This window comes from Burkholderia sp. CpTa8-5 (assembly GCF_017815045.1).
In the GTDB taxonomy this organism is placed as follows: Bacteria; Pseudomonadota; Gammaproteobacteria; order Burkholderiales; family Burkholderiaceae; genus Burkholderia; species Burkholderia sola.
This window is the reverse complement of the sequence record NZ_JAGIQD010000003.1, coordinates 91,843-113,563: the sequence shown is the minus strand read 5'-3', so window position 1 is coordinate 113,563 and position 21,721 is coordinate 91,843. Positions and strand designations below refer to the sequence as shown.

Below are 21,721 nucleotides of genomic sequence, written 5' to 3'. Positions count from 1 at the left end.
TGAATGGCGCCATCACGACACGCATTCTGGCGCGCCGGCCGCTATCAAGGAATTGCCGAACCCGTCGGATCTGCTATACATTTATGCATGACCACCGATCTGAACTGGGAACGCTACCGCACCTTCCTCGCGGTGCTGACGGAAGGCTCGCTGTCCGGCGCGGCGCGCGCGCTCGGCATTACGCAGCCGACGGCCGGCCGCCATGTCGCGGCGCTCGAAGCCGCGTTCGGCCAGACGCTGTTCACGCGTTCGCCGTCGGGCCTGCTGCCGACCGAGGCCGCGCTCGCGCTGCGCGGCCATGCGGAGGCGCTGCGCAGCGCGGCGGCGGCGTTCGAGCGCGCGGCGGCCAGCCACGGCGCCGGCGTGCGCGGCATCGTGCGGATCTCGGCCAGCGACGTGATCGCCGTCGAGGTGCTGCCGCCGATGCTCGCGCAGCTTCGGCGCGACCATCCGGGGCTCGTGATCGAACTGGTGCCGACGGACCGCATCCAGGACGTGCTGAAACGCGAGGCCGACATCGCGGTCCGAATGGCGCCGCCCACGCAGGACGCGCTCGTCGCGCGACGCGTCGGCGACATCGAGGTCGGGCTTTATGCGCGCGACGATTACCTGGCGCACCACGGCGCGCCCGTGACGAGCGACGCGCTCGCGCATCACGCGCTGATCGGCTTCGACACGGTCACGCCGTTCATCCGCTCGGCGGCGCGTGGCATGCCGCTCTGGAAGCGCGAAGCGTTCGCGCTGCGCACCGACAGCAATCTCGCGCAGCTCGCGATGATCCGCGCCGGCTACGGGATCGGCTTCTGCCAGACGGCGCTCGCGAAACGCGACGCGCGGCTCGTGCGCGTGCTGCCCGACGGGCCGGCGATGCGGCTGGAAACCTGGGTCGTGATGCACGAAGACCTGCGGACGAGCCCGCGCTGCCGCGCCGTGTTCGATGCACTGGCCAACGGGCTGCGTGCGTATGCGGACGGTGAGGTCACCGAGTAGAAAGCCGTGGGCACGAATAGCGCGGCCGCGCGCTATTCGTAGATTTTCCCGGCGAACAGGATATCGGCGATGCGCCGCCAAGGATTGTCGGGCACGTCATAGAAGCGCAGCCCCTCTTCCGACGCCTCCGCCCAGTCGATCATCGCTTCCAGGTATTCGCCGATCGAACGGTTTTCCCAGCCGAGCACCGCGTGCGCGTACGGCGACAGCGGCGAGTCGGCCTCGAGCTGCCGCTCCGTATGCCAGTCATGGCCGAGCACGCGCAGGAAGTGGATCAGCGAACGCTCATCGACCACGCGCTCCAGCGCATCCTGCAGCTTCGCGGCCATCTCGCGCTTCAGTTCGTCGTTCATGCCTGTGCCCCTTGGCGCGTCTCTCGATGACGCGCCGCCGCGTGTCGCGCGGCATGGTTTTACATCAGCAGTTGACGCGACAGCACCTCGCGCGCCTGGGTGACGGTCTCGCGCTCGCCCGGCAGCGGCGGCGTCAACGAAAACACCGCGTCCGGCAGCGGCGGCAGCCGGTATTTGGTGCCGAGCCGCATCAGGCCGTCGCCGATCGCCGACGCGCACAGGCAGCCGACCCCAAGCCCCGCCGCGAGCATCGACTGCAACCCCGCGACACCCGACGCGCTGTGCACGAGCACGTACGGCGTGTGCTGCTCGTCGAGCGAGCGCACCGCGACCTGATGCATCATGCAGTCGTCCGGCAGCAGCACCAGCGGCAGCGGCTCGGGCAATTGCTCGGCGAGCGCCGGCGACGCGACCCACGACAGCGGTTCGCGCCGCAGCACCCAGCGCGTGTCGGCCGACACCGGCCGGAACGGCCCGCTCGACATGTTCATCACCACGCCGAGATCGACCTGCCCGCGCGCGTGCGCCGCTTCGATCTCCGCGCTCTTCATCGCGCTCACGTGCAGGCTCAACTGCGGGTAGCACTCGCGCAGCCGCGCCAGCATGCCCGCCACTTCATTCGTGCGGTAGTAGTCGGTGATCGCGACGCGCAACTCGCCCTTGATCGCCTGCCCGCGCAGCTCGTCGAACGCGGCCTCGTTCAGCGCGACGATGCGCCGCGCGTGCTGCAGCAGCCGCGAGCCGGCCGGCGTCGGCTCGACGCCGCGCTTGCTGCGCACGAACAACGGCACGCCGGCGCGCGATTCGAGCTTGCGCACCTGCTCGCTGACCGTCGATTGCGACAGGTGCAGCAGCGGCGCGGCGGCCGTCAGGCTGCCGGCGTCCGCGACCGCCGCGAAAGTGCGCAATTGGTCCAGGTCGAAACCGCGCATCGCCACCCTCCATCCATCGAATAACCCGATGGATGCTACCACTCTTTCCCGCTTTTCCGAATTATGGGCGATGGCCAGAATAAGGAGTCAACGGCCTGCTTGCGTCGATCGCCTATCGGGCCCTCATTCTTTGGATCTGCTTTCATCATGACGAACCACACCCTCGCCCCCTGCGCGCCGGCCGGCGCGGCTGCCGCGGCGACGCCGCGCAGCCATCACGGCTGGGCGCTCGTGGTCCTGCTGGTCGGCGCCATTCTGCCGCCGCTCGACTACTTCATCGTGAACCTCGCGCTGCCGGCCATTCGCGACGGCATTGGCGCGCGCCAGGCCGAGTTGCAGCTCGTCGTGTCAGCCTATGCGTGCGCGAACGCGGTCGTGCAGATCACCGGCGGACGCCTCGGCGACCTGTACGGTCGCAAGCGCATGTTCATGATCGGCATGGCCGGCTTCGTGCTCGCGTCGACGCTGTGCGGGCTCGCCGGCAACGGCACGGTGCTGGTCGGCGGCCGCGTGCTGCAGGGCCTGTTCGCCGCGATCCTCGCGCCGCAGGTGCTCGCGACGATCCGCAGCGTATTCAGCCCGCAGGAACAGGTGCGCGTGATGGGCTTCTACGGGTTCGCGTTCGGCCTCGCGGCCGTGATCGGCCAGCTCGGCGGCGGCGCGCTGATCAGCCTGCATCCGTTCGGGCTCGGCTGGCGCGCGATCTTTCTCGTCAATCTGCCGATCGGCATCCTGGCGCTGATCGGCAGCTGGCGCTTCATCCCGGAAAACCGCGCACCGCGCGGCCAGCGCATCGACGTGCCGGGCACGGTGCTGATGTCGCTGTTCCTGCTGATGATCGTGTACCCGCTCACGCACGGTCGGGAAGCCGGCTGGCCGCTGTGGATGATCGCGTGCGGCATCGGCGCGCTGCCGATGCTCGGCGCGCTGCTGGCGGTCGAAGCGCGCCGGCTCGCGCGCGGCCACGATCCGCTGCTCGACGTACGGCTGTTCCGCAACCCGGTCGTCGCGCTCGGGCTCCTGCTCGCGTTCCTGTTCTACATGCTGAGCGCGTTCTTCCTGAGCTACGGGATCTATCTGCAGGGCTGCCTGAACTGGTCGCCGCTCGCGTCCGGCTTCGCGATCCTGCCGCTCGGGCTCGGCTTCCTCGCGAGCCCGCTGCTGACGACGCGCCTCGTCGCCCGCTTCGGCGGGTATCGCGTGCTCACGCTCGGCTTCGCGATGCTCGCGGCCGGCGTCGCGAGCGCCGCCGCGCTGGCCCGCGACGGCGCGCCGGGGCCCGGCTTCTATGCGGGCATCGCGGCGATCGGCATCGGGCAAGGGCTCGTGCTGCCGTCGGTCGTGCGGATCGTGCTCGCGGAAGTCGACGCGGCCCGCGCGGGCGTCGCGTCGGGGATGGTCAGCGCGATGCTGCAGATCGGCGCGGCGGTCGGCGCCGCGACGATCGGCGGCGTGTTCTTCGCGCGCCTCGGCGTGCATCCGGCCGCGCTCGACTACGTGCAGGGGTTCAGGGCGTCGATGTTCACGCTGACGATCGTGTTGGTGGGCTGCATTGCATTGTCGATGGCGCTCGGGCCGATGCATCGGCGGCTGCATGCGGATGCGTGACGCCTGACGCGTGACGGAATTGGCCTCGTCAGTCCGACGTCGGCGACAGATGCGGTGCATGCAACGCATGGCCGCTCGCCGGCGTCCGGTTTATTTGCGATGCTCGCGCTGTGCCTGCCGCGCCTCCCATTCGGCCAGTTCGACGCGATAGCGCGCGAGCGCTTCGTCGTACAGATCGAAGACGCACGGCGAGCAGCCGCTGTTGCAGCAGTCTTCCAGTTCGGGTTGGATGGGCGGGGTCGGACGGGGATCGTCGATGGACGGATCTCCTGAAACTGGGTTCGGCACGGCGTGGTCCGGTAATGTGGAGTGCTCAGTATAGGGCGATCCGGGCCGCCGCCGCTTTCGGCAGGCCGGGCCGGCCGACGATGAACGCGTCCGTCACTGCGCGATCGCCGAGCCCGCCCGCTTGCTCGCCTACTTCGCCGGCGCGCCCGGCTTCACCGCCGCCGGCTTGTCGGCCAGCGGCTGCCACGCGGCGCCGAGCGAATACCAGTCGACGCGGCGCGTGAGCGTCATGATGCCGGCGAGGATCGCGAACAGCAGCAGCGAACCGAGCATCAGCGCATTGTCTTCCGACAGCAGCAGCCCGTAGAGCGCCGCGTACAGCATCGCGAGCAGCGCCGTGAACGTCGCGCCGCGCTTCACGCTGTGCAGCACGAACGACAGGTAGAAGCCCAGCAGCCCGATGCATGCGCCGCTCGCCGCGAGATACGCATAGCCGAACGCAATATGCTCGGACAGGCTCAGCAGCAGCAGGAAGAACAGCGCGAGCGACAGGCCGACCAGCGTGTACTGGATCGGGTGAATGCGCAGCCGCTTCACGAGCTCGTACATGAAGAAGCTCGCGAACGTGAGCATCACGAACAACGCGCCGTATTTCGTCGCGCGCTCGGCCTGCAGATAGACGTTCACGGGCTCGATCACCGATACCGACGCCATCTCGATCTCGCCGTCGCCGGTGCCGGACGCCACTTGCTCGCGCGCCTTCGTGTTGAACGACGTCACGTGCCAGTTGCCGACGAAGCCGCGCGCGTCGATCGTGCGGTCGGCCGGCAGGAATTCGCCGCCGAAGCTCGGATGCGGCCACGTCGATTTCAGCGAGAAGTCGTTCTGGTCGCCCACCGGCGCGAACGCGACCGATTCGGCGCCCGCGAGCGGCAGGCCGATGCTGAACGGCACGACCGTCGCGCCTGCGTTTGCGTCCGCCAGCGCCGCGAGATCGACATTCGCATGCACGCCCTGGCGCAGGCTCTCGAGCCGCGTGCCCTGCTCCACGTCGATCCGCTTGCCGCCGATGCGCAGGTCGGGCTGCGCCTTCAACCCGCGAAGGTCGCCGATGCCGAGTGCGACATACGCACCGTCGATCTTGAAGCTCACGTGCCCGTCGGCCTGCGGCAGCTTCTTCAGGTCCGGCAGCGGCAGCGTGCCCGTCATCCGGCTGTCGAGCCCGTACACGAGCGCCTTGTGGATGCCGCGATAGCGCACGCTGACCGACAGCGTGCCGTCGACGTTCAGCGTCTTCGGAAACACGAGCAGCCGTTTCGTCTCGCTTTTCAGGCTGGTTTTCGCCTTGCCGCCGGCGCGCACGTCGTCGCTCACGCGCGTGACTTCCGTGTAACGGACAACGAGCACCGGTCCCGTCACCGTCTGCGGCCCCGCGTAGCTCGCCCAGATGCTCTGCAGCGCGTTCTGCCGATAGTCGGCGCGTTCCCGCACGATGCTCTGGACCATCTGCAGCGGGATCAGGATCGCCAGCGCGAGAAACGCGGTGATCATGGACTTGAACAACAGGACTCGATTCATTGCTGGCAGGTACCGGAGTGGAAGGTACGGTCAGCATGCGCGGCCCCGGTGAAGGGCGATTGAAGCCGGCGTGAAGCGAATGTGTGGCGAACGTGAAGCGCGCGGTCAGGCCGCCGACGGCAGCGTGAGCGTCGCGCACGCGCCGCCTTCCGCACGGTTCGCGAGCGCGACCTGGCCGTGGTGCAGCATCGCGACCTCGCGGACGAAACACAGCCCGAGGCCCGTGCTGCGATCCTGCCCGTCGGGACGCGGCAGCGAATAGAAGCGTTCGAACACGCGCGACAGCGCATAGTCGGGCACGCCGGGGCCGTCGTCGGCGACGCGCACGACCGCGACGTGTGCCCTGCCCGCCGGCTGCCGCTCGAGCGCGATCCGGATCGTGCTGCCCTGCGGCGCGAAATCCAGCGCGTTGTCGAGCAGGTTGCCGAGCGCCTGCCGCAGCAGGAACGGATCGCCGTCGACGACCGGCGCATCGGCTCCCTCGGCCGCATCGTTCGCGTCGATCCGCAGGCTCACGCCGCGCTGCCGCGCGCGCGGTTCGATATCGTCGACGAGTTGTTCGAGCACCGGCCGCAACGCGACCGGCTCGTGCACCGACAGCCGCTGCTTCTGCTCGACCTCGGCCAGCGCGAGCAGCTTGCGGATCATCTGCTCGAGGCGGCCGGCCTGGCGGCGGATGTTCTCGGTGAAGCGGCGGCGGTTCGCGACCGGCATGTCTTCCTGCAACAGCTCGGCCGCGCCGCTGATCGCGGCCAGCGGGCTCTTCATCTCGTGCGTGAGCGTGTGGATGTAGGTTTCGACGTACTGCCGGTCTTCCAGCCGCTGATGCATGCTTTCGACCGCGCGCCCGAGTTCGGCCAGCTCGTTCGCGCCCTGCAGCGGCATCGACGCGCGCTCGCCGGCCGCGATCGCGCGCGCATAGCGCTGCAGGCGCCGCAGCCCGAGCACCAGCCACCACGTGCACGCGGCGCCGATCAGGATCGCGCCGCCCATCAGCAACGCGCCGTACAGCATGATCTTGCGCTGGCTGCGCGCGATGAACGGCGCGACCGTCTGGTTCGGCTTCGCGATCGTCAGCACGCCGATGATCTCGTTGCCGCGCCGGATCGGCGCCGCCACGTGCATCACGGTGCTGCTGTCGTCGTTCGGATCGCTGCGCGTGCTGCGCGCGCCGTATTCGCCGCGCAGCGTCCGGTACACGTCGTTCCAGCGCGAATAGTCCTGCCCGACCGCGCTGCCGGACGAGTCGTAGCGGACGATGCCGTGCGCGTCGGTGATGTAGAGACGGTAGCCGATCGCGTTCTTCTGGATGCCCCACACGTTGGCGCTAACCGAGCGCTCGTGCAGTTTCCCAAGCTGCCGTGCGAATGTGCCGTCGGCGATATGGCCGTTCGCCATGTCGTCGGCCGCCAGCGTCGCCAGCACCTGCGCGGTATCGACGAGCGTGTCCTCCATCGCTTCGCGCACGCCGGGCTTCACCTCCTGCACGAATACGCGCAGCGTGATCAGCGCGGCCAGGCCGACGATCAGGAAAAAGCCGAAGAAGATGCGCAGGCCGATATGCATGGGCGGTGCCGGTCGTTACGGTTGCAGCGAATAACCCATTCCGCGATGCGTGCGGATCGGGTCGCGCTCGGGATCGATCGCGCGCAGCTTGGCGCGCAGCGTCTTGATGTGCGTGTCGACCGTGCGGTCGGCCGAATCGAGCGCCTCGTGCCACACGAGATCCATCAATTGTTCGCGCGAGTAGATGCGGCCCGGATGCCGGACCAGCAACGCGAGCAGTCCGAATTCGTAGCGCGTGAGGTCCAGCGCGTGGCCGAGCCACGCCACGCGCGCGCCGTCGGCATCGAGCGTGAAGCCGGCGGCGACCGGTGCAGGCGCGTCGGCCGGCGCGGGTGCGGGCGCCGGCTCCGGTGTGGCCGCCCGGCGGAAGCGGCGCAGGATCACGCGCACCCGTGCGGCCAGCTCGCGCGGCGAAAACGGCTTGACGACGTAATCGTCGGCGCCGATCTCGAGCCCGACGATCCGGTCGATCTCGTCGTGCCGCGCGGTCAGGAAAATCACCGGAATATCGGTGAACGTGCGCAGCCGCCGGCATACCTCGAAGCCGCTGAGGTCCGGCAAGCCGACGTCGAGCACCACGAGATCCACACGCGTGTCGCGCAGGCGGTCGAGCGCCGCCTGCCCGAGCGTGCAGTGGACGGTCTGCATGCCGTCGGTGCCGAGGGCATAGACGATCGTGTCCGCGATCGCCTGTTCGTCTTCGACGATCAGGATGGTGGGCTGAGTCATGGTGTCGGGTTCGGTCTCGGGTCCGGGTCGCGCAATCCGGTGCGACATTGTACGCACGGCCGGCCCCGGCGAGCCCTGCCCGCAGCGCACTACGCGACGCGGCCGCTCACCGGAATCGACGCACCGGTGATCGCCTGCGCGTCGGCCGACAGCAGGAATCCGATCGTCGCCGCGAGCTGTTCGGGCCGGACCCAGCGCGAGAAGTCGGCGTCGGGCATGTCCTTGCGGTTCGGCGGCGTGTCGATGATGCTCGGCAGCAGCGCGTTCACGGTCACGCCGCGATCGAGCAGTTCCGCCGCCAACGCCTCGGTGAGCCGCGCGACGCCCGCCTTCGCGGCCGCATACGCGCCCATTCCCGCGCCGGCCTTGAACGCCGCGCCCGCGCCGATGTTGACGATGCGGCCGGCCTGGCTCGCGACCAGGTACGGCAGTGCGGCCTTCGACGCGTTCAGCGCTGTCTTCACGTTCAGTTCATACATGCGGTCCCACGTGGCGGCATCGCCGTCGGCGATCGTCTGCCACACGAATGCGCCCGCGATGTTCAGCAGCGCGTCGACCCGGCCGAATTCGCGGTTGACCGCGTCGAGCGCCTGCACGGCGGCCTGCGGATCGACGAGATCGATGCCGCCGATGCGCAGCGCATCGGCCGGCACGCCGGGCAGCGCCTGCGCCGCCGGGGCCGCGCCGCGGCCGATCAGCGCGACGCGTGCGCCGCGCTCGCCGAGCCACGCGGCCGTCGCGACGCCCAGATGACCGAAGCCGCCGGTAATCGCGACTGCCTTGCCTTTCAGGTCGTGTTCCATCGATGTGTTCTCCTGGATCGAGGGTAATGGGATGAAATGCCGACAGCGTAGCGCCGTTCACGCGTTCGTGCGCACGGGATGAGGGTGCGGTCGCGCGGTTCGTCCGTCGGTGGACCGCGGCTGGCCGGGAGGGAGGGAGCTCGGCGAAAGGTCGACGGGAAGCTGGCGGCCATTCGGCGGCGGCATCGCGAAACAGAGCGCGACCTATCCGTCGCGAGACGGTGCGATGCCTGCGCGAGTCGACGAGCACGCGGTCGGACGGCCGGGCATAATGCGCGATGCCCGGCACCCATGGCGCGCGGCAAGGCGGCCGGGCTGGCCTGCCCGAAGACCCGCGCCCATCACCGTCTCGCATCCCGAACCTCAACCCGTCCATCCCATGCAAGTACTCGTCATCGGAACCGGCAAGCTCGCCAACGAGTTGCTCGGCTCGCACAAGCTCGACCCGGCCAGCTGTCGCGTGACGCCGTGGTCGGACGCCACGCGAACCGACGCGCGGCGTAGCGACGCCCGCTCGATCGTCGTCCATGCCGGTTCCGGCCGCGAACTCGCCGCGGCGATCGCGTTCTGCCAGGCCACCGCGTCGCCGCTCGTCGAGTTGTCGACCGGCTCCGACCTCGAAACCGGGACGTACGGCTTTCCGGTCGTGCTGTGTCCGAACACGAACATCCTGATGCTCAAGTTCATGAGCATGCTGGAAACCAGCGGCCACCTGTTCCGCGACTGCGAGATCAGCGTGACCGAGTCGCATCAGGCCGGCAAGACGTCCGTCCCCGGCACGGCCGTCGGCATCGCCCGGTCGCTCGGCGTGCGGCCGGAAACCATTCGCTCCGTGCGCGACCCGGCTGCGCAGCGCAGCGAATTCGGCATCCCGGACGATCAGCTCGGCCGCCATGCGGTTCACCGGATACGCATCGACGATGGCGCATGCAGCCTCCAGTTCGAATCGCGCGTATCCGGCGATACGCCTTATGCGGATGGCGTATCGCGGATCGTCGAGGCCGTGCGGCAGCACGATCTCGAGCATCGTCGCTATTCGATCGTCGAATTCATCCGCAACGGCTGGTTGTAGTCGCGGCGCTGGCGTGCGGCACGGCCCCATGGCGTGGGCCGGCCTATGCCCGCAAATGCCCTCCTATGCCCTCCTATGCCCGCACGGCCCGCGGCCGCCGCCACGGCCGGCCTCGCTAGCTCACCGCTACCCGTCTCCCAGCACCGCCCCGCTCTCCGGCAACGTCGCGCCACCGTCGACGACGATCGTCTGCCCGGTGATGTACGCCGCGTCGGCCGACGCGAGAAACAGCATCGCGTTCGCGATATCCTCCGGCTCGCCCATCCGTGCCAGCGGAATGCCGCGCGCGATCTGCGCCGCGACCGACGCGTCGCCGAGATTGCCGGCCGCCGGCGTGCGGATCATCCCCGGTTCGACGCCGTTGACCGTCACGTTGCGGCGCGCGAGCTCCAGCGCCGCCGCCCGAATGAAGCCGTTCACGCCGGCCTTCGACGCCGCGTAATGCGCGAGCCCCGGATACGCGACGCGCGGCCCCGTCACCGACGACGTGACGAGCAGCCGCCCGGCCCCCGCGCGCTCGAATGCCGGCAACGCGGCCTGCGCAAGCCAGAACAGCGCCGACAGGTTGACCGACAGCGTCCGCTCGAGCGTCGGCTCGTCGATCTGCGCGAATGGCGTCAACGGAAAATACGCGGCATTGTGGATGACGACATCGAGCCGGCCGCCGTCGCGCTCGACTGCGGCGACGAGCGCATCCAGTTCGGCCCGGCTCGCGGCATCGACCCGGTACGCGCGTGCGTCGCCGCCCGCGCCGGCCAGCGCGTCGGCCTGCGCGGCGGCCGCATCGCCGTTCAGGTCGGCGACCGCGACGAACGCATCGGATTCCGCGAAACGGCGCGCGATCGCCGCGCCGATCCCTTGCGCGGCGCCCGTGACGAGCACGACGCGACCGCTGAAATCCGCACGCAAGCGGCCGCTGCCGAGCACGGCAGTCATCGCCGCGCCTCGTCGCCGAGCGGATGCACGGTTTCGTTCAGCACCTGCGCGTATGCGCCGATCTGGAAATTCGACAACGTGCCGAAATCGCTGCCCTGATAGCCGAAGATCTTGCCGTCGGTCTTGCGCTGCGCGAAGTCGATCAGCACGACGCCGAGCGTCGGCACCACATTCTCACGCCACACGAACAAGTAAAGCTCGTCTGCAATCCTGAAGTAATGACAGCGGTCGACATCGGCCAGCCCGCCTTCGACGCCCTGCAGGCACTGCCACGCGTAGAAATTCTCGTTCAGGTAGATGTGCTCGTAGCATTCGGTCGGGCTGTAGCGGTACATCGTCCGCTTGCCGATCAACTCGCGCGTGGGCGCATGCAGCGGCCCCGGCCGGGCGTGGCCGCCCAGCGTACCGTGTCGGAATTGCGCATCGACGGCCGTCAGCGGCAGCCCGTGCGCGACGCGCGTGAATGCATCGATGCGCGTGTCCGCTTCCGTCGGCAGCGTACCGACGACCGCCGTCCACACACCGGTGTCGAGATCGATCACGAGGCTCACCGACGTCGCCCGAGCGGTCGCATCGATGTAGTCGACGAAGTACAGCCCGTCGCGCAGCCGCGTCACGCGGCACGCCGCGCGGCCGCTCGTACCGGTCGCCGCATCGCGCCACTGCAGCGCGCCCGGCTCGAACGTATAGATACGCCACGCGCCCGATGCGTCGTCGAGCGTCAGCGTCCGCCCGACGAGTGCGTCGACGGGGGCGAGGACGTTCGCGTCCGGCGCGAAGCCGTCCGCGAGCGCACCCACCTGAATGAATACCGGATCCTGTCGTTCCACCTGCCCTCTCCCGCGCAGCTTCAGGCCCGGCGGGCCGTGTACGCTGCTCATGTGCACATGGTGCGGGCTGCGCGCGCCGCGCGGTATCCGCCAAACGGATGAAGGGCGCGCGGCGCCGGAACGCGCTAAAGTGCACGTGATCCGCGCCGCCACCGGCGCGAGGAGCGCACATGCACCGTGTCACCCACTACCGACGCACCGGCGAAGGCATCGAGACGATCAGCCTCGAATCCGATCGCGCATTTCCGCGCCACGCGCACGACGAATTCGGGGTCGGCGTGATCGTCAGCGGTGCGCACCGGTCGTGGAGCGGCCGCGGGCAGGTCGACGCGCAGGCCGGCGACACGATCATGGTCAACCCGGGCGAGATGCACGACGGTTCGCCGCTCGAGGCCGGCACCGGCCGGCGCTGGCGGATGCTGTACCTCGCGCCCGCGCTGGTCGCGGGCGTCGCGGCGGAAGAAGGCGTCGGCGGCGTCGAGCTCGCGCATCCGGCCGTGCGCGACGCGCGCCTCGCGGCCGCCGTCGGCCGGCTGCATGCACGCATCGTCGCAGGCGAAACCCAGCCGCTGGCCCGCGACGAAGCGCTCGTGATGCTCGTCGCCGGTTTGCTTGCCCGGCACGCAAACCGCACGCTGCCGGCGGCCGGCGTCGCACCGGCGGTCCGCGTCGCCCGCGAGCGGCTCGACGCGGCGCCGGCCGCACCCGTGTCGCTCGCCGAGCTGGCCGACCTGAGCGGCGTCAGCCGCTTCCAGTTGCTGCGCGGCTTCGCGCGCGAGCTCGGCATCACGCCGCATGCCTATCTGGTTCAGTCGCGCACGCGGCGCGCGCGCGCGTTGCTGGCCAGCGGTTTGCCGATCGCCGATGCCGCGGCTGAAGCCGGCTTCGCCGATCAGAGCCACCTGACGCGCGCGTTCGCGCGCCAGTTCGGGATCACGCCGGGGCGGTTCACGCAGGCGGGTTAAGTCGCGCTGTCGCCCGCGCCGCGCGAGGCCGCCGGGCGCACTTCATTCGAAATACGGTTGCCACCTCGACGGCGGCCGCGCCCCATTGCGTCCGGACATGTCGACGGCGCACCGTATTCAACGCCTCCCTCTGCTGCAATTTCGTTCAAGACGCCCCGTGCCCGGTACGCGACGATGCGGCGCATGAAGACACGACTGATTGGTTATCTCTATCTCGCCGCCGCGATGGCGGGCGTCGGCAGCACCGTCATCGCGAGCCGTCTCGCGGCCGGCGGCCTGTCGCCATTCGCGGCCACCGCGCTGCGCTTCCTGATCGCGACCCCGCTGCTGTTCGCGCTGATGCGCGCGCAGCGCATGCGCTGGCCGCGCATTTGCGCACGCGACGCCGTGCTGCTCGTCATCCAGGCGGCGGCGGGCGGCGTCGGCTATACGGTGCTGCTGATCAGCGGGACGAAGCTGTCGTCGCCGCTCGATGCGGGCGTGATGCTCGGCACGCTGCCGGCCATGTCGACGTTGATCGCGGCCGTCGTGCTGCACGAGCGGCAGACGCCGCGCGACTGGCTGGCCGCCGCGCTCGCCACCGCCGGTGTGCTGTTCGTCACGTTCGCGCCGGGCCATGCGATGCCATCGCTGCAGACGCTTGCCGGCGATGCGCTGGTACTGGCGGCCGTCGCATGCGAAGCGGTTTTCATCCTGCTCAACCGGCGGCTTGCCGCGCCGTTGCCGCCGCTTGCGCTTTCCACCGCGATGTCGGGCCTCGGCTTCGTGCTCGCACTCGTGCCGGCCGCGTTCGAATGGCGCGCGGTGGCGAGCGGCTGGACCGTCGGCGCCGTGTCGGCGATCGCGTACTACGCGCTGATCCCGACCGTGCTCGGCTACCTGTGCTGGTATGCGGGTTCGGCGCGCACGAGCGGCACCGAGGCCGCCCTGTTCACCGCGGTCGCGCCGGTTTCGGCCGTGCTGTTCGCGGTCGCGCTGTTCGGCGAAGCGCTGACCGGCACGCGTGTCGCCGGCATCGCGCTCGTCGTCGCCGGCATGCTGGTCGGCGCGACGCGACGGCGCGAGCCGCCCGCCGAATCACGCACGACGATCGCTGCGCGAACCGCCATCGACTGACTCGCGCTCATCGCGTCCCGGCGGAAACGGCGGCGGCGCCCTGCCGTCGCATCGCCTGCCGCTCCCCGCCTTCGCCACGATGCAGCCGGCGACTGTAGGAATGTGTCCGCGCTCCGCAAAACCGTTGCGCACGGCTGCGCGAGATGCAATATTCGCGTGGCCGGCCCCTTTGACCACCCTCGAACAACAATCCGCCAAGCAATGAACAGGAAGGAAGCCAAAACGAGCATCGCGGTGCTGCTGTCCGCAGGAACGAGGAAGGCCGACGCGCTGGCCGAACTGTCCGGACAGGGGCTCAAGGATCGCGTGCTCGCGCACCTGATCGCGTCGCGCCCGGACCCCGAACGCTGCCGCAAGAACAAGGTGCACGTCCGGATCCTGATCGCGCTCGGCATCGCCCAACTGGTCATCAGCCTGATGCTTGCGTACTACTTCTTCGCATCCGGCGCCGGCACCGTCCTCGTCACCGTATTCCTCGCGTTGACCGTGCCGCTATCGCTGCTGTTCATCTGGGGCTTTGCGACCCAACGTGTCGGCGCGTATCACGCGTTCATCCTGCTGTCGCTGCTGCAGATGCCGAAGACCGTCGCCGACCTCGGGCGCGATCCGGCGGCCGCGCTGCCGAGCCTCGCGATCACGGTCGTGCTGGTCGGTTACGTGTGGTTCGTCCGCAACCGGTTGTTCCCCGACTACGGCTGGTTCACGCCGCGCAAGGTCGAAGGCCGTTACGCGTTCGTGGAACACGCCTGACGCCGCCGGCATCGATCCGCGCACGAAAAAGGCGCCGGGCCGCCCCGCCATCGCGGGAAGGCCCGGCGCCTTCTGCATGCCTGAACCGGTCGGCTTACTTGGCCTTTTCAGCCGAATCGCTGATCGCCTGGCCGCCCCTCGAAATATCCTGGCCCACGCCGGCGACCGTATTGCAACCGGCGAGCGCGGCGGTCAGCACCAGCAGCATTGCAGCAATCGTACGCGTCATTCTCATTCTCCTTGGAATCAACAAGCCCGACCGGGCGAATCGTGTGTGGCGTGGCGCCCGGCAGGCTGCCGGACACGGGGCCTGACCTGATTATACGGAGAGCCGCGCCGCGCGCCAGTACGGCCCGGCCGCGCGTGCGCACAGATTTTTCTTGACTTCATTGCGCGAGGAACTAATATACGCACCGCGTATATTTCCCGCCCAGGAGCCGCCGATGACCGTTCCCCAGCAAGCCTTCCTCCGCGACGCGATGCGCCGCCTCAACATGACCCGCGAGGCATTCGCGAATCGCATCGGCGTCAGCCGGCGCGCGCTGGATACCTGGCTGCTGCCGGACGATTCGCAGGAATCGCGCGGGATGCCCGAGATCGTCGAGCGCTTCGTGTCGGAAATCGTCGAACGCCCAGCGCCGGACGGCGAGAGCTATACGCAAAGCGTAGATAAACAAGGGCTCGCGAAGCAGTTCCTGTTCGAAGGCAAGCCGCAATTGATCTCGGTCGAGCAGTTCTCGCGGGATTCGGTCGAGGCGCTGTTCCGCGTGGCCGACGTCATGCAGCCGATCGCGCGACGCCACAAGATTTCGCGCGTGCTCGAAGGCGCGGTGCTCGGCAACCTGTTCTTCGAGGCCAGCACGCGCACGCGCGTGTCGTTCGGCGCGGCCTTCTGCCGGCTCGGCGGCTCGGTGTGCGACACGACGGGCTTCACGTTCTCGTCGATGGCCAAGGGCGAATCGATCTACGACACGAGCCGCGTGATGGCCGGCTACGTCGACGCGCTCGTGATCCGCCATCCGGACAAAGGCTCGGTGGCCGAATTCGCACGCGCGACCAACCTGCCGGTGATCAACGGCGGCGACGGCCCCGGCGAGCACCCGAGCCAGGCACTGCTCGACCTGTATACGATCCAGCGCGAATTCTCGCGGCTCGGCAAGATCGTCGACGGCGCGCACATCGCGCTGGTCGGCGACCTGAAATACGGCCGCACCGTGCACTCGCTCGTCAAGCTGCTCGCGCTGTACCGCGGGCTGAAGTTCACGCTCGTATCGCCGCCGACGCTCGAGATGCCGGCGTACATCGTCGACCAGATTTCGACGAACGGCCATGTGGTCGAGCAAACGAACGACCTCGCGGCCGGGCTGCGCGGCGCGGATGTCGTCTACGCGACGCGGATTCAGAAAGAGCGCTTCACCGACGAGTCGTTCGAAGGCTATACGCCGGATTTCCAGATCAACCAGGCGCTCGTCGATTCGGTATGCAAGCCCGACACGCTGATCATGCACCCGCTGCCGCGCGATAGCCGGCCGGGCGCAAACGACCTGTCGGTCGACCTGAACCGCGACCCGCGTCTCGCGATCTTCCGGCAGACCGACAACGGCATTCCGGTGCGAATGGCGATCTTCGCGGTGCTGCTGGGTGTCGAGAATCTCGTCCAGCACTCGATGCGCGATGCGACGTGGCGTCCGCCAGCGTACCTCGGCCCGGAGGATGCGGTGTTTCACGGAATCGACTGATCTGCAGCCGGTGTCGCGCGGCTGAACCGAGATTGCCCCGGTTCAAGTGCCGCGCGCAGCCGGCACGCACCCAACGCGCCGGCTTGCACGGCGCGTTGTCATTTTCGACGCCGGTAACGTGACGGCGGGCGAGCCGGCGTCAGCTGGCCCAGGGATCGATCACACGCAAGCCCGCTGCCTCGAACGGCGCGACGTCGCGCGTGGCCACGATCAAACCGTTCGCGGCGGCGGTTGCCGCGATGAGGCCATCGGCAGACGCCATCGCGTTGCCCGTACCACGCGCCTTGGCGCGAAGGCTCGCATACGCCTTGCTGGCCGCATCGTCGAACGGCAGGATCCGGCCGCGAAACAACGGCACGACGCGCTGCTCGATGCTTTGCTCGAGCCAGTCCCGCCTGCGCCCCACCGGCAACACGGCCACGCCGAACCGAATCTCCGCCAGACTGATTGCGGCTACAAACAACGTGTCGACGTTCTGCGCGTCGAGCCATTCGATCACGGCTGCGCTCGGCTCGCGCCGCAGCGGCTCGGAAATGACGTTGGTATCGACCAGGATCATTCGAAGCTCATGGGATCGGTTGGCGTCTTATCACGCTGAACTTCGAAATCGATGCCGCCAGCCTCTCGCCCGATTTCAGCGAGCAATGTTCCCAGTCTCAGCCGCCCTCCCGGTCGAACGGCTTGCTCGAGGATGTCTCGCACCTCGGCCTCGGTACTGCGGCCATGTTGCGCAGCCCGGATTCGAAGCGCGCGATGCACTTCGTCGGGCAAATTTCGAACGGTGATCATGGGCATGATGCGCCTCACTACATTTGCTTGCAATGCAGTCATACTAACACCTTGCAGTCATTTGAGCCGAAAGAAGATTCGGCCACTGTAAGCCGCCCGCCACGCCTCTCCCATTCGGCCGTTCGGCCATCCTCCCGCCCCGCAATCCCCGACAAGCCCTCTGCAACATTCGTCAACAATCCCCGCACAAACGCGAACAAGAACGCTTCTCATTCAACAAGAAATTACATAGAATGCCGCCTGAAAACAAATCGTAATAATTCCCGGCGGCATGCACGTTTCCGCAACGCACCGCCCCGGGGCCACACCGCGAGGTCGAAGCGCACCATGAAGTCCCGTCCCGACGAGCTGAAGCTCGGTAAATTCACCACCCTGTGCAGCGTGCTCGCCGCGAGCCCCGCGTTCGCCGACGGCACGCCGCCCGCGGCGCCCGTCAGCACCGAGGGCCACCTCGCACCGATCGAGATCCAGGGCAAGACCGAGCACAGCTTCAAGGCCGACTTTTCCGCTTCCGCGAAATTCACCGCGCCGCTCGTCGACACGCCGAAATCCGTCACCGTGATCCCGCAGGAACTGATCCAGAGCAGCGGCGCGGCGACGCTGACCGAAGCGCTGCGCACGGTGCCCGGCATCACGTTCGGCGCCGGCGAAGGCGGCAACCCGCTCGGCGACCGTCCGTTCATCCGCGGCTACGACACGCAGGGCAGCATGTTCGTCGACGGCATGCGCGACACGGGCGCCACCACGCGCGAGATCTTCAACACCGAGCGCGTCGAGATCACGAAAGGCTCCGACGGCGCGTACGGCGGCCGCGGCGGTGCCGGCGGCAGCATCAACCTGATCACGAAGGCCCCGCATCTCGGCACGACGGCCGCCGCGAGCGCGGGCCTGGGCACCGACCGCTATCGCCGCTTCACCGCCGACGGCAACTGGCAGTTCGCCGATCACGCCGCGTTCCGCCTGAACCTGATGAGTCACAACAACGACGTCGCCGGCCGCGACGCCGTCAACAACGAGCGCTGGGGCGTCGCGCCGTCGATCGCGTTCGGCCTCGGCACGCCGACGCGCGTGACCGCGAGCTACTACCACCTGTCGACCGACGACATGCCCGACGGCGGGATCCCGTACTTCTACACGACGTCGAACAAGCCCGCGAACGTCGGCACGATCTATCCGGCGCCCGTCGATCGCCACAATTTCTACGGCCTGATCGACCGCGACTTCCGCAAGACCACGTCGGACATCAGCACGATCAAGATCGAGCACGACATCACGCCGAACCTGACGGTGCGCAACACCACGCGCTACACGGAATCGACGCAGGACTACATCTGGACGCAGCCGGACGACAGCCAGGGCAACGTGGTGAACGGCAAGGTCTGGCGCCGCAACAACAACCGCGACAGCTCGATCAACAGCCTCGCGAACCTGACCGAGCTGTTCGGCGAATTCCGCACGGGCCCGTTCAAGCACAGCTTCACGACCGGCATCGAGCTGTCCCGCGAATGGGGCAAGCGCGATTCGTACACGGTGGCAACCGACAAGGGCACGATCTGCCAGAAAGGCATCGGTGCGCCGTCGGGCTACAACTGCACGAGCCTGTGGTCGCCGAACCCGAACGATCCGTGGGCCGGTTCGATCACGCGCAACAACGACTATGCGCATGCGCGCACCACGACGAAGTCGATCTACGGCTTCGACACGATCGAGCTCACGCCGCGCTGGCAGGTGAACGCCGGCGTGCGCGTCGACGACTACTCGACCCGCTTCACCGACACCAAGGCCAACGGCGGCAAGACCTACACGCGCGACGATACCCTCTTCAACTGGCAGGCCGGCCTCGTGTTCAAGCCCGCACGGAACGGCAGCATCTACGCGTCGTATGCGACGTCGTCGACGCCGGCCGGCATGCTGCTCGGCGAAGGCAGCGAAACGCAGTCGCTGACGCCGGGCCGCGGCGGCGTCGGCCCGAACGCCGACCAGATGGCGCCGGAGAAGAACCGCAGCATCGAACTCGGCACGAAATGGAACGTGCTGAACGACCAGCTGTCGCTGACGGCCGCGTTGTTCCAGATCGATACGACGAACGCGCGCGTGACGCTGCCGAACAACCAGTACGCGATGGTCGGCAACAAGCGCGTGCAGGGCCTCGAGCTCGGCCTCGCCGGCCAGATCACGAAGCAATGGCAGGTGTTCGGCGGCTACACGTACATGAAGAGCGCGTTGCGCGACAACGGCAAGGACGCCGCGAACAACGGCAACCGCTTCCCGAACACGCCGAAGCACAGCCTCACGATGTGGTCGAACTACGACGTCACGCCGAAGTTCACGGTCGGCGGCGGCGCGTTCTACATGTCGGAAGTGTTCGGCGATCCCGCGAACCTGCGCGCGGTGCCGTCGTACTGGCGCTTCGACGCGATGGCGCAGTACCGGATCAACAAGAAGCTCGACCTGCAACTGAACGTGAACAACCTGTTCAACCGCACGTACTTCGATCAGGCGTATCCGGCGCACTATGCGTCGATCGCGCCGGGCCGCTCGGCGTTCGTCACGCTGAACGCGCGCTACTGATCGATGGAGGCCGTATCGCTGAAGGCGCTCGCGTCGGTATCGCCGCGCGAGTTCGCCGACATCCTGGCCGGGCCGCCCGAGCGCGCCGCCGCGTGGGTCGCGGCCGCGGCCGACCACGGTATCGTCGACGCGCAGGCCGTGTACGGACAATACCTGCTCGACGGGCACGGCGTCGCGCGCGATCCGGCGGCCGCGTTCAACTGGTTCCGGCACGCGGCGCGGGCCGGCCACCCGATGGCGATGAACATGCTCGGGCGCTGCTACGAGTTCGGCTGGGGCACGGCCGCGTGCGCGCCGGTCGCCGTGTACTGGTATCGGCTCGCCGCGCAGGCAGGCCTCGACTGGGGCATGTACAACTACGCAACCGCACTTGCCCTCGGCAACGGCGTCGACGAGAACCGCGCCGACGCGCTCGACTGGTTCCGCCGCGCGGCCGCGCTCGGTCACGCGAAATCGATCAACCTGATCGGCGGCTTCTACGAGGACGGCTGGGTCGTATCGGTCGATATCGACGTCGCGTTCGACCACTATCGCCGTGCGGCCGACGCCGGCGATTTTCGTGGCCAGTTCAACTATGCGCGGCTGCTCGCCGAACGCGGGCGCGTCGACAAAGCGCTCGCCTGGCTCGCGCGCGTGCCGGCCACCGCGACACCCGCGTTCATCGCGAAGATGCGTGCGTATCTCGTGTCGTCGCCGCTCGACGCTTTTCGTTCGGCGGCCATGCAGCTGGCGCCGCACGCAATGGAAACCGCATCATGATGCTTCATATCCCCGGCGTACTGACCCAAGCGCAAGTCGCGCAATGCCGCGACCTGCTCGATGCCGCCGAATGGGTCGATGGCAACGCAACCTCCGGCGCGCAATCGGCGCTCGCGAAACGCAATCGGCAATTGCCGGAAGGTTCGCCGGTCGCGCGTACCGTCGGCGACGCAATCCAGGATGCGCTCGCCCACCATCCGCTGTTCTTTTCGGCGGCGCTGCCGCTGAAGGTGTTTCCCCCGCTGTTCAATCGCTATGCAGGCGGCGAGACGTTCGGCACGCACGTCGACAACGCGATCCGGCTGCTGCGCGGCACGGATTTCCGCGTGCGCAGCGACCTGTCCGCGACGCTGTTCCTCGAGGAACCCCACGCATACGACGGCGGCGAACTATGCGTCGAGGACACGTACGGCGTGCATCGCGCGAAGCTGCCGGCAGGCGACCTCGTGCTGTATCCGGCGTCGAGCTTGCATCATGTGACGCCGGTGACGCGCGGTGAACGTGTGGCATCGTTCTTCTGGATTCAGAGCATGGTGCGCGACGATGGCGATCGCACGCTGCTGTTTCAGCTCGATACGCAAATTCAGGCGCTTTCCGCGGAAAAAGGCGCGAAGGACCCGGTGGTCATTTCGCTGACGGGGATTTATCACAACCTGTTGAGGAAGTGGGCGGATGCATAGCGTGGGCCGGGCACGCTCCACCGCGCTTGCGCGGCGTCGAAACGCGGGTCTAAAATGACCATCGTCATATGACCATGCTCAAATCATGATGCCGCACGCTCCCGTATCGAAATCCGAATTCAAGGCTCGCGCACTCGAATACTTCCGGCTCGTCGAGGCGTCGGGCGAAAGCCTGATCGTCACCGACCACGGCAAACCGACGCTCGAGATCCGCCCGTATCGCTCGCGCGAAGCTCAGCCGTTGGACATATTGCGCGGTTCGGTCATGCGCTACGACAATCCTCTCGATCCGATTGCGGAAGATGATTGGGAGGCGTCGCGGTGATCGTGCTGGATACGCATGCATTGGTGTGGTGGGTGGCGGGCGACCCTGCGCTCAGCAAGAAAGCGCGAAGCGCGATCGATCGCGCACGGGGCGAAGGCACGCTCGTCGCATCGGCCATCTCCGCGTGGGAAATCGCGATGCTGGTGCGCAACGACCGCCTCGCCCTGACAATGGATGTCGACGCGTGGCTCGCCACCGTCGCGCAAATCGACGGCATGCGGTTCGTGCCGGTCGATGCCGACATCGCCGCGAAATCCACCGACCTGCCCGGCACGTTCCACAAGGATCCGGCCGATCGCATGATCGTCGCGACCGCGCGGCGGCTCGGCGCGCCGCTCGTCACCCGCGACGAAAAAATCCGCGCGTACGCGCACGTCAAGACGCTCTGGTAAGCGTCGCGCG

The 21,721-nt window shown here is 68.1% G+C and carries 24 protein-coding genes; 12 read left to right on the top strand and 12 right to left on the bottom strand.

Features of this window, described 5'->3' with window-relative positions:
* Positions 1–87 precede the first annotated feature (87 nt).
* The gene (locus tag J8I35_RS06735) at positions 88–990 is read left to right on the top strand and encodes a LysR family transcriptional regulator (RefSeq protein ID WP_124555974.1); all 903 of its coding nucleotides are present in this window, start codon (positions 88–90) and stop codon (positions 988–990) included.
* Positions 991–1,022: 32 nt separating this feature from the next.
* Here J8I35_RS06735 and J8I35_RS06730 read toward each other — a convergent pair whose 3' ends face one another.
* The gene (locus tag J8I35_RS06730; RefSeq protein ID WP_050017431.1) at positions 1,023–1,343 is read right to left on the bottom strand and encodes a hypothetical protein; all 321 of its coding nucleotides are present in this window, start codon (positions 1,341–1,343) and stop codon (positions 1,023–1,025) included.
* Positions 1,344–1,402: 59 nt separating this feature from the next.
* Positions 1,403–2,275, bottom strand: coding sequence for a LysR family transcriptional regulator (locus tag J8I35_RS06725; RefSeq protein ID WP_209924824.1), 873 nt, complete (start codon positions 2,273–2,275; stop codon positions 1,403–1,405).
* Between the two features lie 147 nt (positions 2,276–2,422).
* Here J8I35_RS06725 and J8I35_RS06720 point away from each other — a divergent pair, with 147 nt between their 5' ends.
* A complete protein-coding gene (locus J8I35_RS06720) occupies positions 2,423–3,883 on the top strand; it encodes an MFS transporter (RefSeq protein WP_209924823.1) in 1,461 nt (486 codons plus the stop codon).
* A gap of 90 nt (positions 3,884–3,973) precedes the next feature.
* On the opposite strand, the gene J8I35_RS06715 is transcribed toward J8I35_RS06720, so the two are convergent.
* The 5 genes from J8I35_RS06715 to J8I35_RS06695 form a co-directional block, all read right to left on the bottom strand.
* Positions 3,974–4,171, bottom strand: coding sequence for an oxidoreductase-like domain-containing protein (locus tag J8I35_RS06715; RefSeq protein WP_080334376.1), 198 nt, complete (start codon positions 4,169–4,171; stop codon positions 3,974–3,976).
* A gap of 129 nt (positions 4,172–4,300) precedes the next feature.
* Entirely contained in the window at positions 4,301–5,689 is a 1,389-nt protein-coding gene (gene creD, locus J8I35_RS06710; RefSeq protein ID WP_124630710.1) for a cell envelope integrity protein CreD, read from the bottom strand.
* Between the two features lie 105 nt (positions 5,690–5,794).
* Positions 5,795–7,255 carry a two-component system sensor histidine kinase CreC gene (gene creC / locus J8I35_RS06705; protein WP_209924822.1) on the bottom strand — a complete coding sequence of 487 codons (1,461 nt, stop codon included), beginning with the start codon at positions 7,253–7,255 and terminating at the stop codon, positions 5,795–5,797.
* A gap of 15 nt (positions 7,256–7,270) precedes the next feature.
* A complete protein-coding gene (gene creB / locus J8I35_RS06700; RefSeq protein ID WP_209924821.1) occupies positions 7,271–7,984 on the bottom strand; it encodes a two-component system response regulator CreB in 714 nt (237 codons plus the stop codon).
* An 89-nt stretch (positions 7,985–8,073) separates the two neighbouring features.
* Positions 8,074–8,787: an SDR family NAD(P)-dependent oxidoreductase gene (locus tag J8I35_RS06695; protein WP_124555980.1), complete on the bottom strand. Its 714-nt coding sequence runs from the start codon at positions 8,785–8,787 to the stop codon at positions 8,074–8,076.
* Between the two features lie 379 nt (positions 8,788–9,166).
* On the opposite strand from J8I35_RS06695, the gene J8I35_RS06690 reads away from it, so the two are divergent.
* A complete protein-coding gene (locus tag J8I35_RS06690) occupies positions 9,167–9,859 on the top strand; it encodes a dihydrodipicolinate reductase C-terminal domain-containing protein (protein ID WP_209924820.1) in 693 nt (230 codons plus the stop codon).
* A 126-nt stretch (positions 9,860–9,985) separates the two neighbouring features.
* On the opposite strand, the gene J8I35_RS06685 is transcribed toward J8I35_RS06690, so the two are convergent.
* Together J8I35_RS06685 and J8I35_RS06680 are read right to left on the bottom strand one after the other, a co-directional pair.
* Positions 9,986–10,795, bottom strand: a complete 810-nt coding sequence (locus J8I35_RS06685) for an SDR family oxidoreductase (RefSeq protein ID WP_124638455.1) — start codon at positions 10,793–10,795, stop codon at positions 9,986–9,988.
* On the bottom strand, positions 10,792–11,625 hold the full coding sequence (locus J8I35_RS06680; protein WP_209924942.1) for a molybdenum cofactor biosynthesis F family protein: 834 nt from the start codon (positions 11,623–11,625) through the stop codon (positions 10,792–10,794). The genes J8I35_RS06685 and J8I35_RS06680 overlap by 4 nt, the downstream gene beginning before the upstream one ends.
* A gap of 170 nt (positions 11,626–11,795) precedes the next feature.
* On the opposite strand from J8I35_RS06680, the gene J8I35_RS06675 reads away from it, so the two are divergent.
* From J8I35_RS06675 to J8I35_RS06665, 3 genes are all read left to right on the top strand, one after another.
* The gene (locus J8I35_RS06675) at positions 11,796–12,590 is read left to right on the top strand and encodes an AraC family transcriptional regulator (RefSeq protein WP_209924819.1); all 795 of its coding nucleotides are present in this window, start codon (positions 11,796–11,798) and stop codon (positions 12,588–12,590) included.
* A 183-nt stretch (positions 12,591–12,773) separates the two neighbouring features.
* Positions 12,774–13,706 (top strand): DMT family transporter, encoded by a 933-nt coding sequence (locus J8I35_RS06670; RefSeq protein WP_050017420.1) that lies wholly within the window; start codon positions 12,774–12,776, stop codon positions 13,704–13,706.
* 201 nt (positions 13,707–13,907) lie between these two features.
* Positions 13,908–14,456 (top strand): hypothetical protein, encoded by a 549-nt coding sequence (locus J8I35_RS06665; RefSeq protein ID WP_050017419.1) that lies wholly within the window; start codon positions 13,908–13,910, stop codon positions 14,454–14,456.
* A gap of 94 nt (positions 14,457–14,550) precedes the next feature.
* Here the strand turns inward: J8I35_RS06665 and J8I35_RS06660 are convergent, their stop codons facing one another.
* Complete coding sequence (locus J8I35_RS06660; RefSeq protein WP_209924818.1) at positions 14,551–14,685, bottom strand: entericidin A/B family lipoprotein; 135 nt, start codon at positions 14,683–14,685, stop codon at positions 14,551–14,553.
* A gap of 214 nt (positions 14,686–14,899) precedes the next feature.
* Between J8I35_RS06660 and J8I35_RS06655 the strand changes: the two genes are divergently transcribed.
* Positions 14,900–16,195 (top strand): aspartate carbamoyltransferase, encoded by a 1,296-nt coding sequence (locus tag J8I35_RS06655; RefSeq protein ID WP_209924817.1) that lies wholly within the window; start codon positions 14,900–14,902, stop codon positions 16,193–16,195.
* Between the two features lie 139 nt (positions 16,196–16,334).
* On the opposite strand, the gene J8I35_RS06650 is transcribed toward J8I35_RS06655, so the two are convergent.
* Entirely contained in the window at positions 16,335–16,754 is a 420-nt protein-coding gene (locus J8I35_RS06650) for a type II toxin-antitoxin system VapC family toxin (protein ID WP_124593029.1), read from the bottom strand.
* Positions 16,751–16,990: an Arc family DNA-binding protein gene (locus J8I35_RS06645; protein ID WP_060733370.1), complete on the bottom strand. Its 240-nt coding sequence runs from the start codon at positions 16,988–16,990 to the stop codon at positions 16,751–16,753. The genes J8I35_RS06650 and J8I35_RS06645 overlap by 4 nt, the downstream gene beginning before the upstream one ends.
* Positions 16,991–17,311: 321 nt before the next feature.
* On the opposite strand from J8I35_RS06645, the gene J8I35_RS06640 reads away from it, so the two are divergent.
* From J8I35_RS06640 to J8I35_RS06620, 5 genes are all read left to right on the top strand, one after another.
* On the top strand, positions 17,312–19,555 hold the full coding sequence (locus tag J8I35_RS06640; protein ID WP_209924816.1) for a TonB-dependent siderophore receptor: 2,244 nt from the start codon (positions 17,312–17,314) through the stop codon (positions 19,553–19,555).
* Between the two features lie 3 nt (positions 19,556–19,558).
* Positions 19,559–20,314 (top strand): tetratricopeptide repeat protein, encoded by a 756-nt coding sequence (locus tag J8I35_RS06635; protein ID WP_209924815.1) that lies wholly within the window; start codon positions 19,559–19,561, stop codon positions 20,312–20,314.
* Positions 20,311–20,994, top strand: coding sequence for a Fe2+-dependent dioxygenase (locus J8I35_RS06630; RefSeq protein ID WP_209924814.1), 684 nt, complete (start codon positions 20,311–20,313; stop codon positions 20,992–20,994). Before J8I35_RS06635 ends, J8I35_RS06630 begins: the two co-directional genes overlap by 4 nt.
* Before the next feature lie 85 nt (positions 20,995–21,079).
* Positions 21,080–21,319, top strand: a complete 240-nt coding sequence (locus J8I35_RS06625; RefSeq protein WP_021158157.1) for a type II toxin-antitoxin system Phd/YefM family antitoxin — start codon at positions 21,080–21,082, stop codon at positions 21,317–21,319.
* Positions 21,316–21,711: a type II toxin-antitoxin system VapC family toxin gene (locus J8I35_RS06620; protein ID WP_089489765.1), complete on the top strand. Its 396-nt coding sequence runs from the start codon at positions 21,316–21,318 to the stop codon at positions 21,709–21,711. The genes J8I35_RS06625 and J8I35_RS06620 overlap by 4 nt, the downstream gene beginning before the upstream one ends.
* Positions 21,712–21,721: the final 10 nt, after the last annotated feature.

Coding starts and splice junctions, on each gene's coding strand:
- J8I35_RS06725 (WP_209924824.1), bottom strand. CDS start 2,275: ATGCGCGGTTTCGACCTGGACCAATTGCGCACTTTCGCGGCGGTCGCG.
- creB (WP_209924821.1), bottom strand. CDS start 7,984: ATGACTCAGCCCACCATCCTGATCGTCGAAGACGAACAGGCGATCGCG.
- J8I35_RS06660 (WP_209924818.1), bottom strand. CDS start 14,685: ATGACGCGTACGATTGCTGCAATGCTGCTGGTGCTGACCGCCGCGCTC.
- J8I35_RS06630 (WP_209924814.1), top strand. CDS start 20,311: ATGATGCTTCATATCCCCGGCGTACTGACCCAAGCGCAAGTCGCGCAA.
- J8I35_RS06625 (WP_021158157.1), top strand. CDS start 21,080: ATGATGCCGCACGCTCCCGTATCGAAATCCGAATTCAAGGCTCGCGCA.
- creD (WP_124630710.1), bottom strand. CDS start 5,689: ATGAATCGAGTCCTGTTGTTCAAGTCCATGATCACCGCGTTTCTCGCG.
- J8I35_RS06685 (WP_124638455.1), bottom strand. CDS start 10,795: ATGACTGCCGTGCTCGGCAGCGGCCGCTTGCGTGCGGATTTCAGCGGT.
- J8I35_RS06635 (WP_209924815.1), top strand. CDS start 19,559: ATGGAGGCCGTATCGCTGAAGGCGCTCGCGTCGGTATCGCCGCGCGAG.
- J8I35_RS06675 (WP_209924819.1), top strand. CDS start 11,796: ATGCACCGTGTCACCCACTACCGACGCACCGGCGAAGGCATCGAGACG.
- J8I35_RS06655 (WP_209924817.1), top strand. CDS start 14,900: ATGACCGTTCCCCAGCAAGCCTTCCTCCGCGACGCGATGCGCCGCCTC.
- J8I35_RS06690 (WP_209924820.1), top strand. CDS start 9,167: ATGCAAGTACTCGTCATCGGAACCGGCAAGCTCGCCAACGAGTTGCTC.
- creC (WP_209924822.1), bottom strand. CDS start 7,255: ATGCATATCGGCCTGCGCATCTTCTTCGGCTTTTTCCTGATCGTCGGC.
- J8I35_RS06640 (WP_209924816.1), top strand. CDS start 17,312: ATGAAGTCCCGTCCCGACGAGCTGAAGCTCGGTAAATTCACCACCCTG.
- J8I35_RS06670 (WP_050017420.1), top strand. CDS start 12,774: ATGAAGACACGACTGATTGGTTATCTCTATCTCGCCGCCGCGATGGCG.
- J8I35_RS06735 (WP_124555974.1), top strand. CDS start 88: ATGACCACCGATCTGAACTGGGAACGCTACCGCACCTTCCTCGCGGTG.
- J8I35_RS06645 (WP_060733370.1), bottom strand. CDS start 16,990: ATGCCCATGATCACCGTTCGAAATTTGCCCGACGAAGTGCATCGCGCG.
- J8I35_RS06695 (WP_124555980.1), bottom strand. CDS start 8,787: ATGGAACACGACCTGAAAGGCAAGGCAGTCGCGATTACCGGCGGCTTC.
- J8I35_RS06650 (WP_124593029.1), bottom strand. CDS start 16,754: ATGATCCTGGTCGATACCAACGTCATTTCCGAGCCGCTGCGGCGCGAG.
- J8I35_RS06720 (WP_209924823.1), top strand. CDS start 2,423: ATGACGAACCACACCCTCGCCCCCTGCGCGCCGGCCGGCGCGGCTGCC.
- J8I35_RS06665 (WP_050017419.1), top strand. CDS start 13,908: ATGAACAGGAAGGAAGCCAAAACGAGCATCGCGGTGCTGCTGTCCGCA.
- J8I35_RS06730 (WP_050017431.1), bottom strand. CDS start 1,343: ATGAACGACGAACTGAAGCGCGAGATGGCCGCGAAGCTGCAGGATGCG.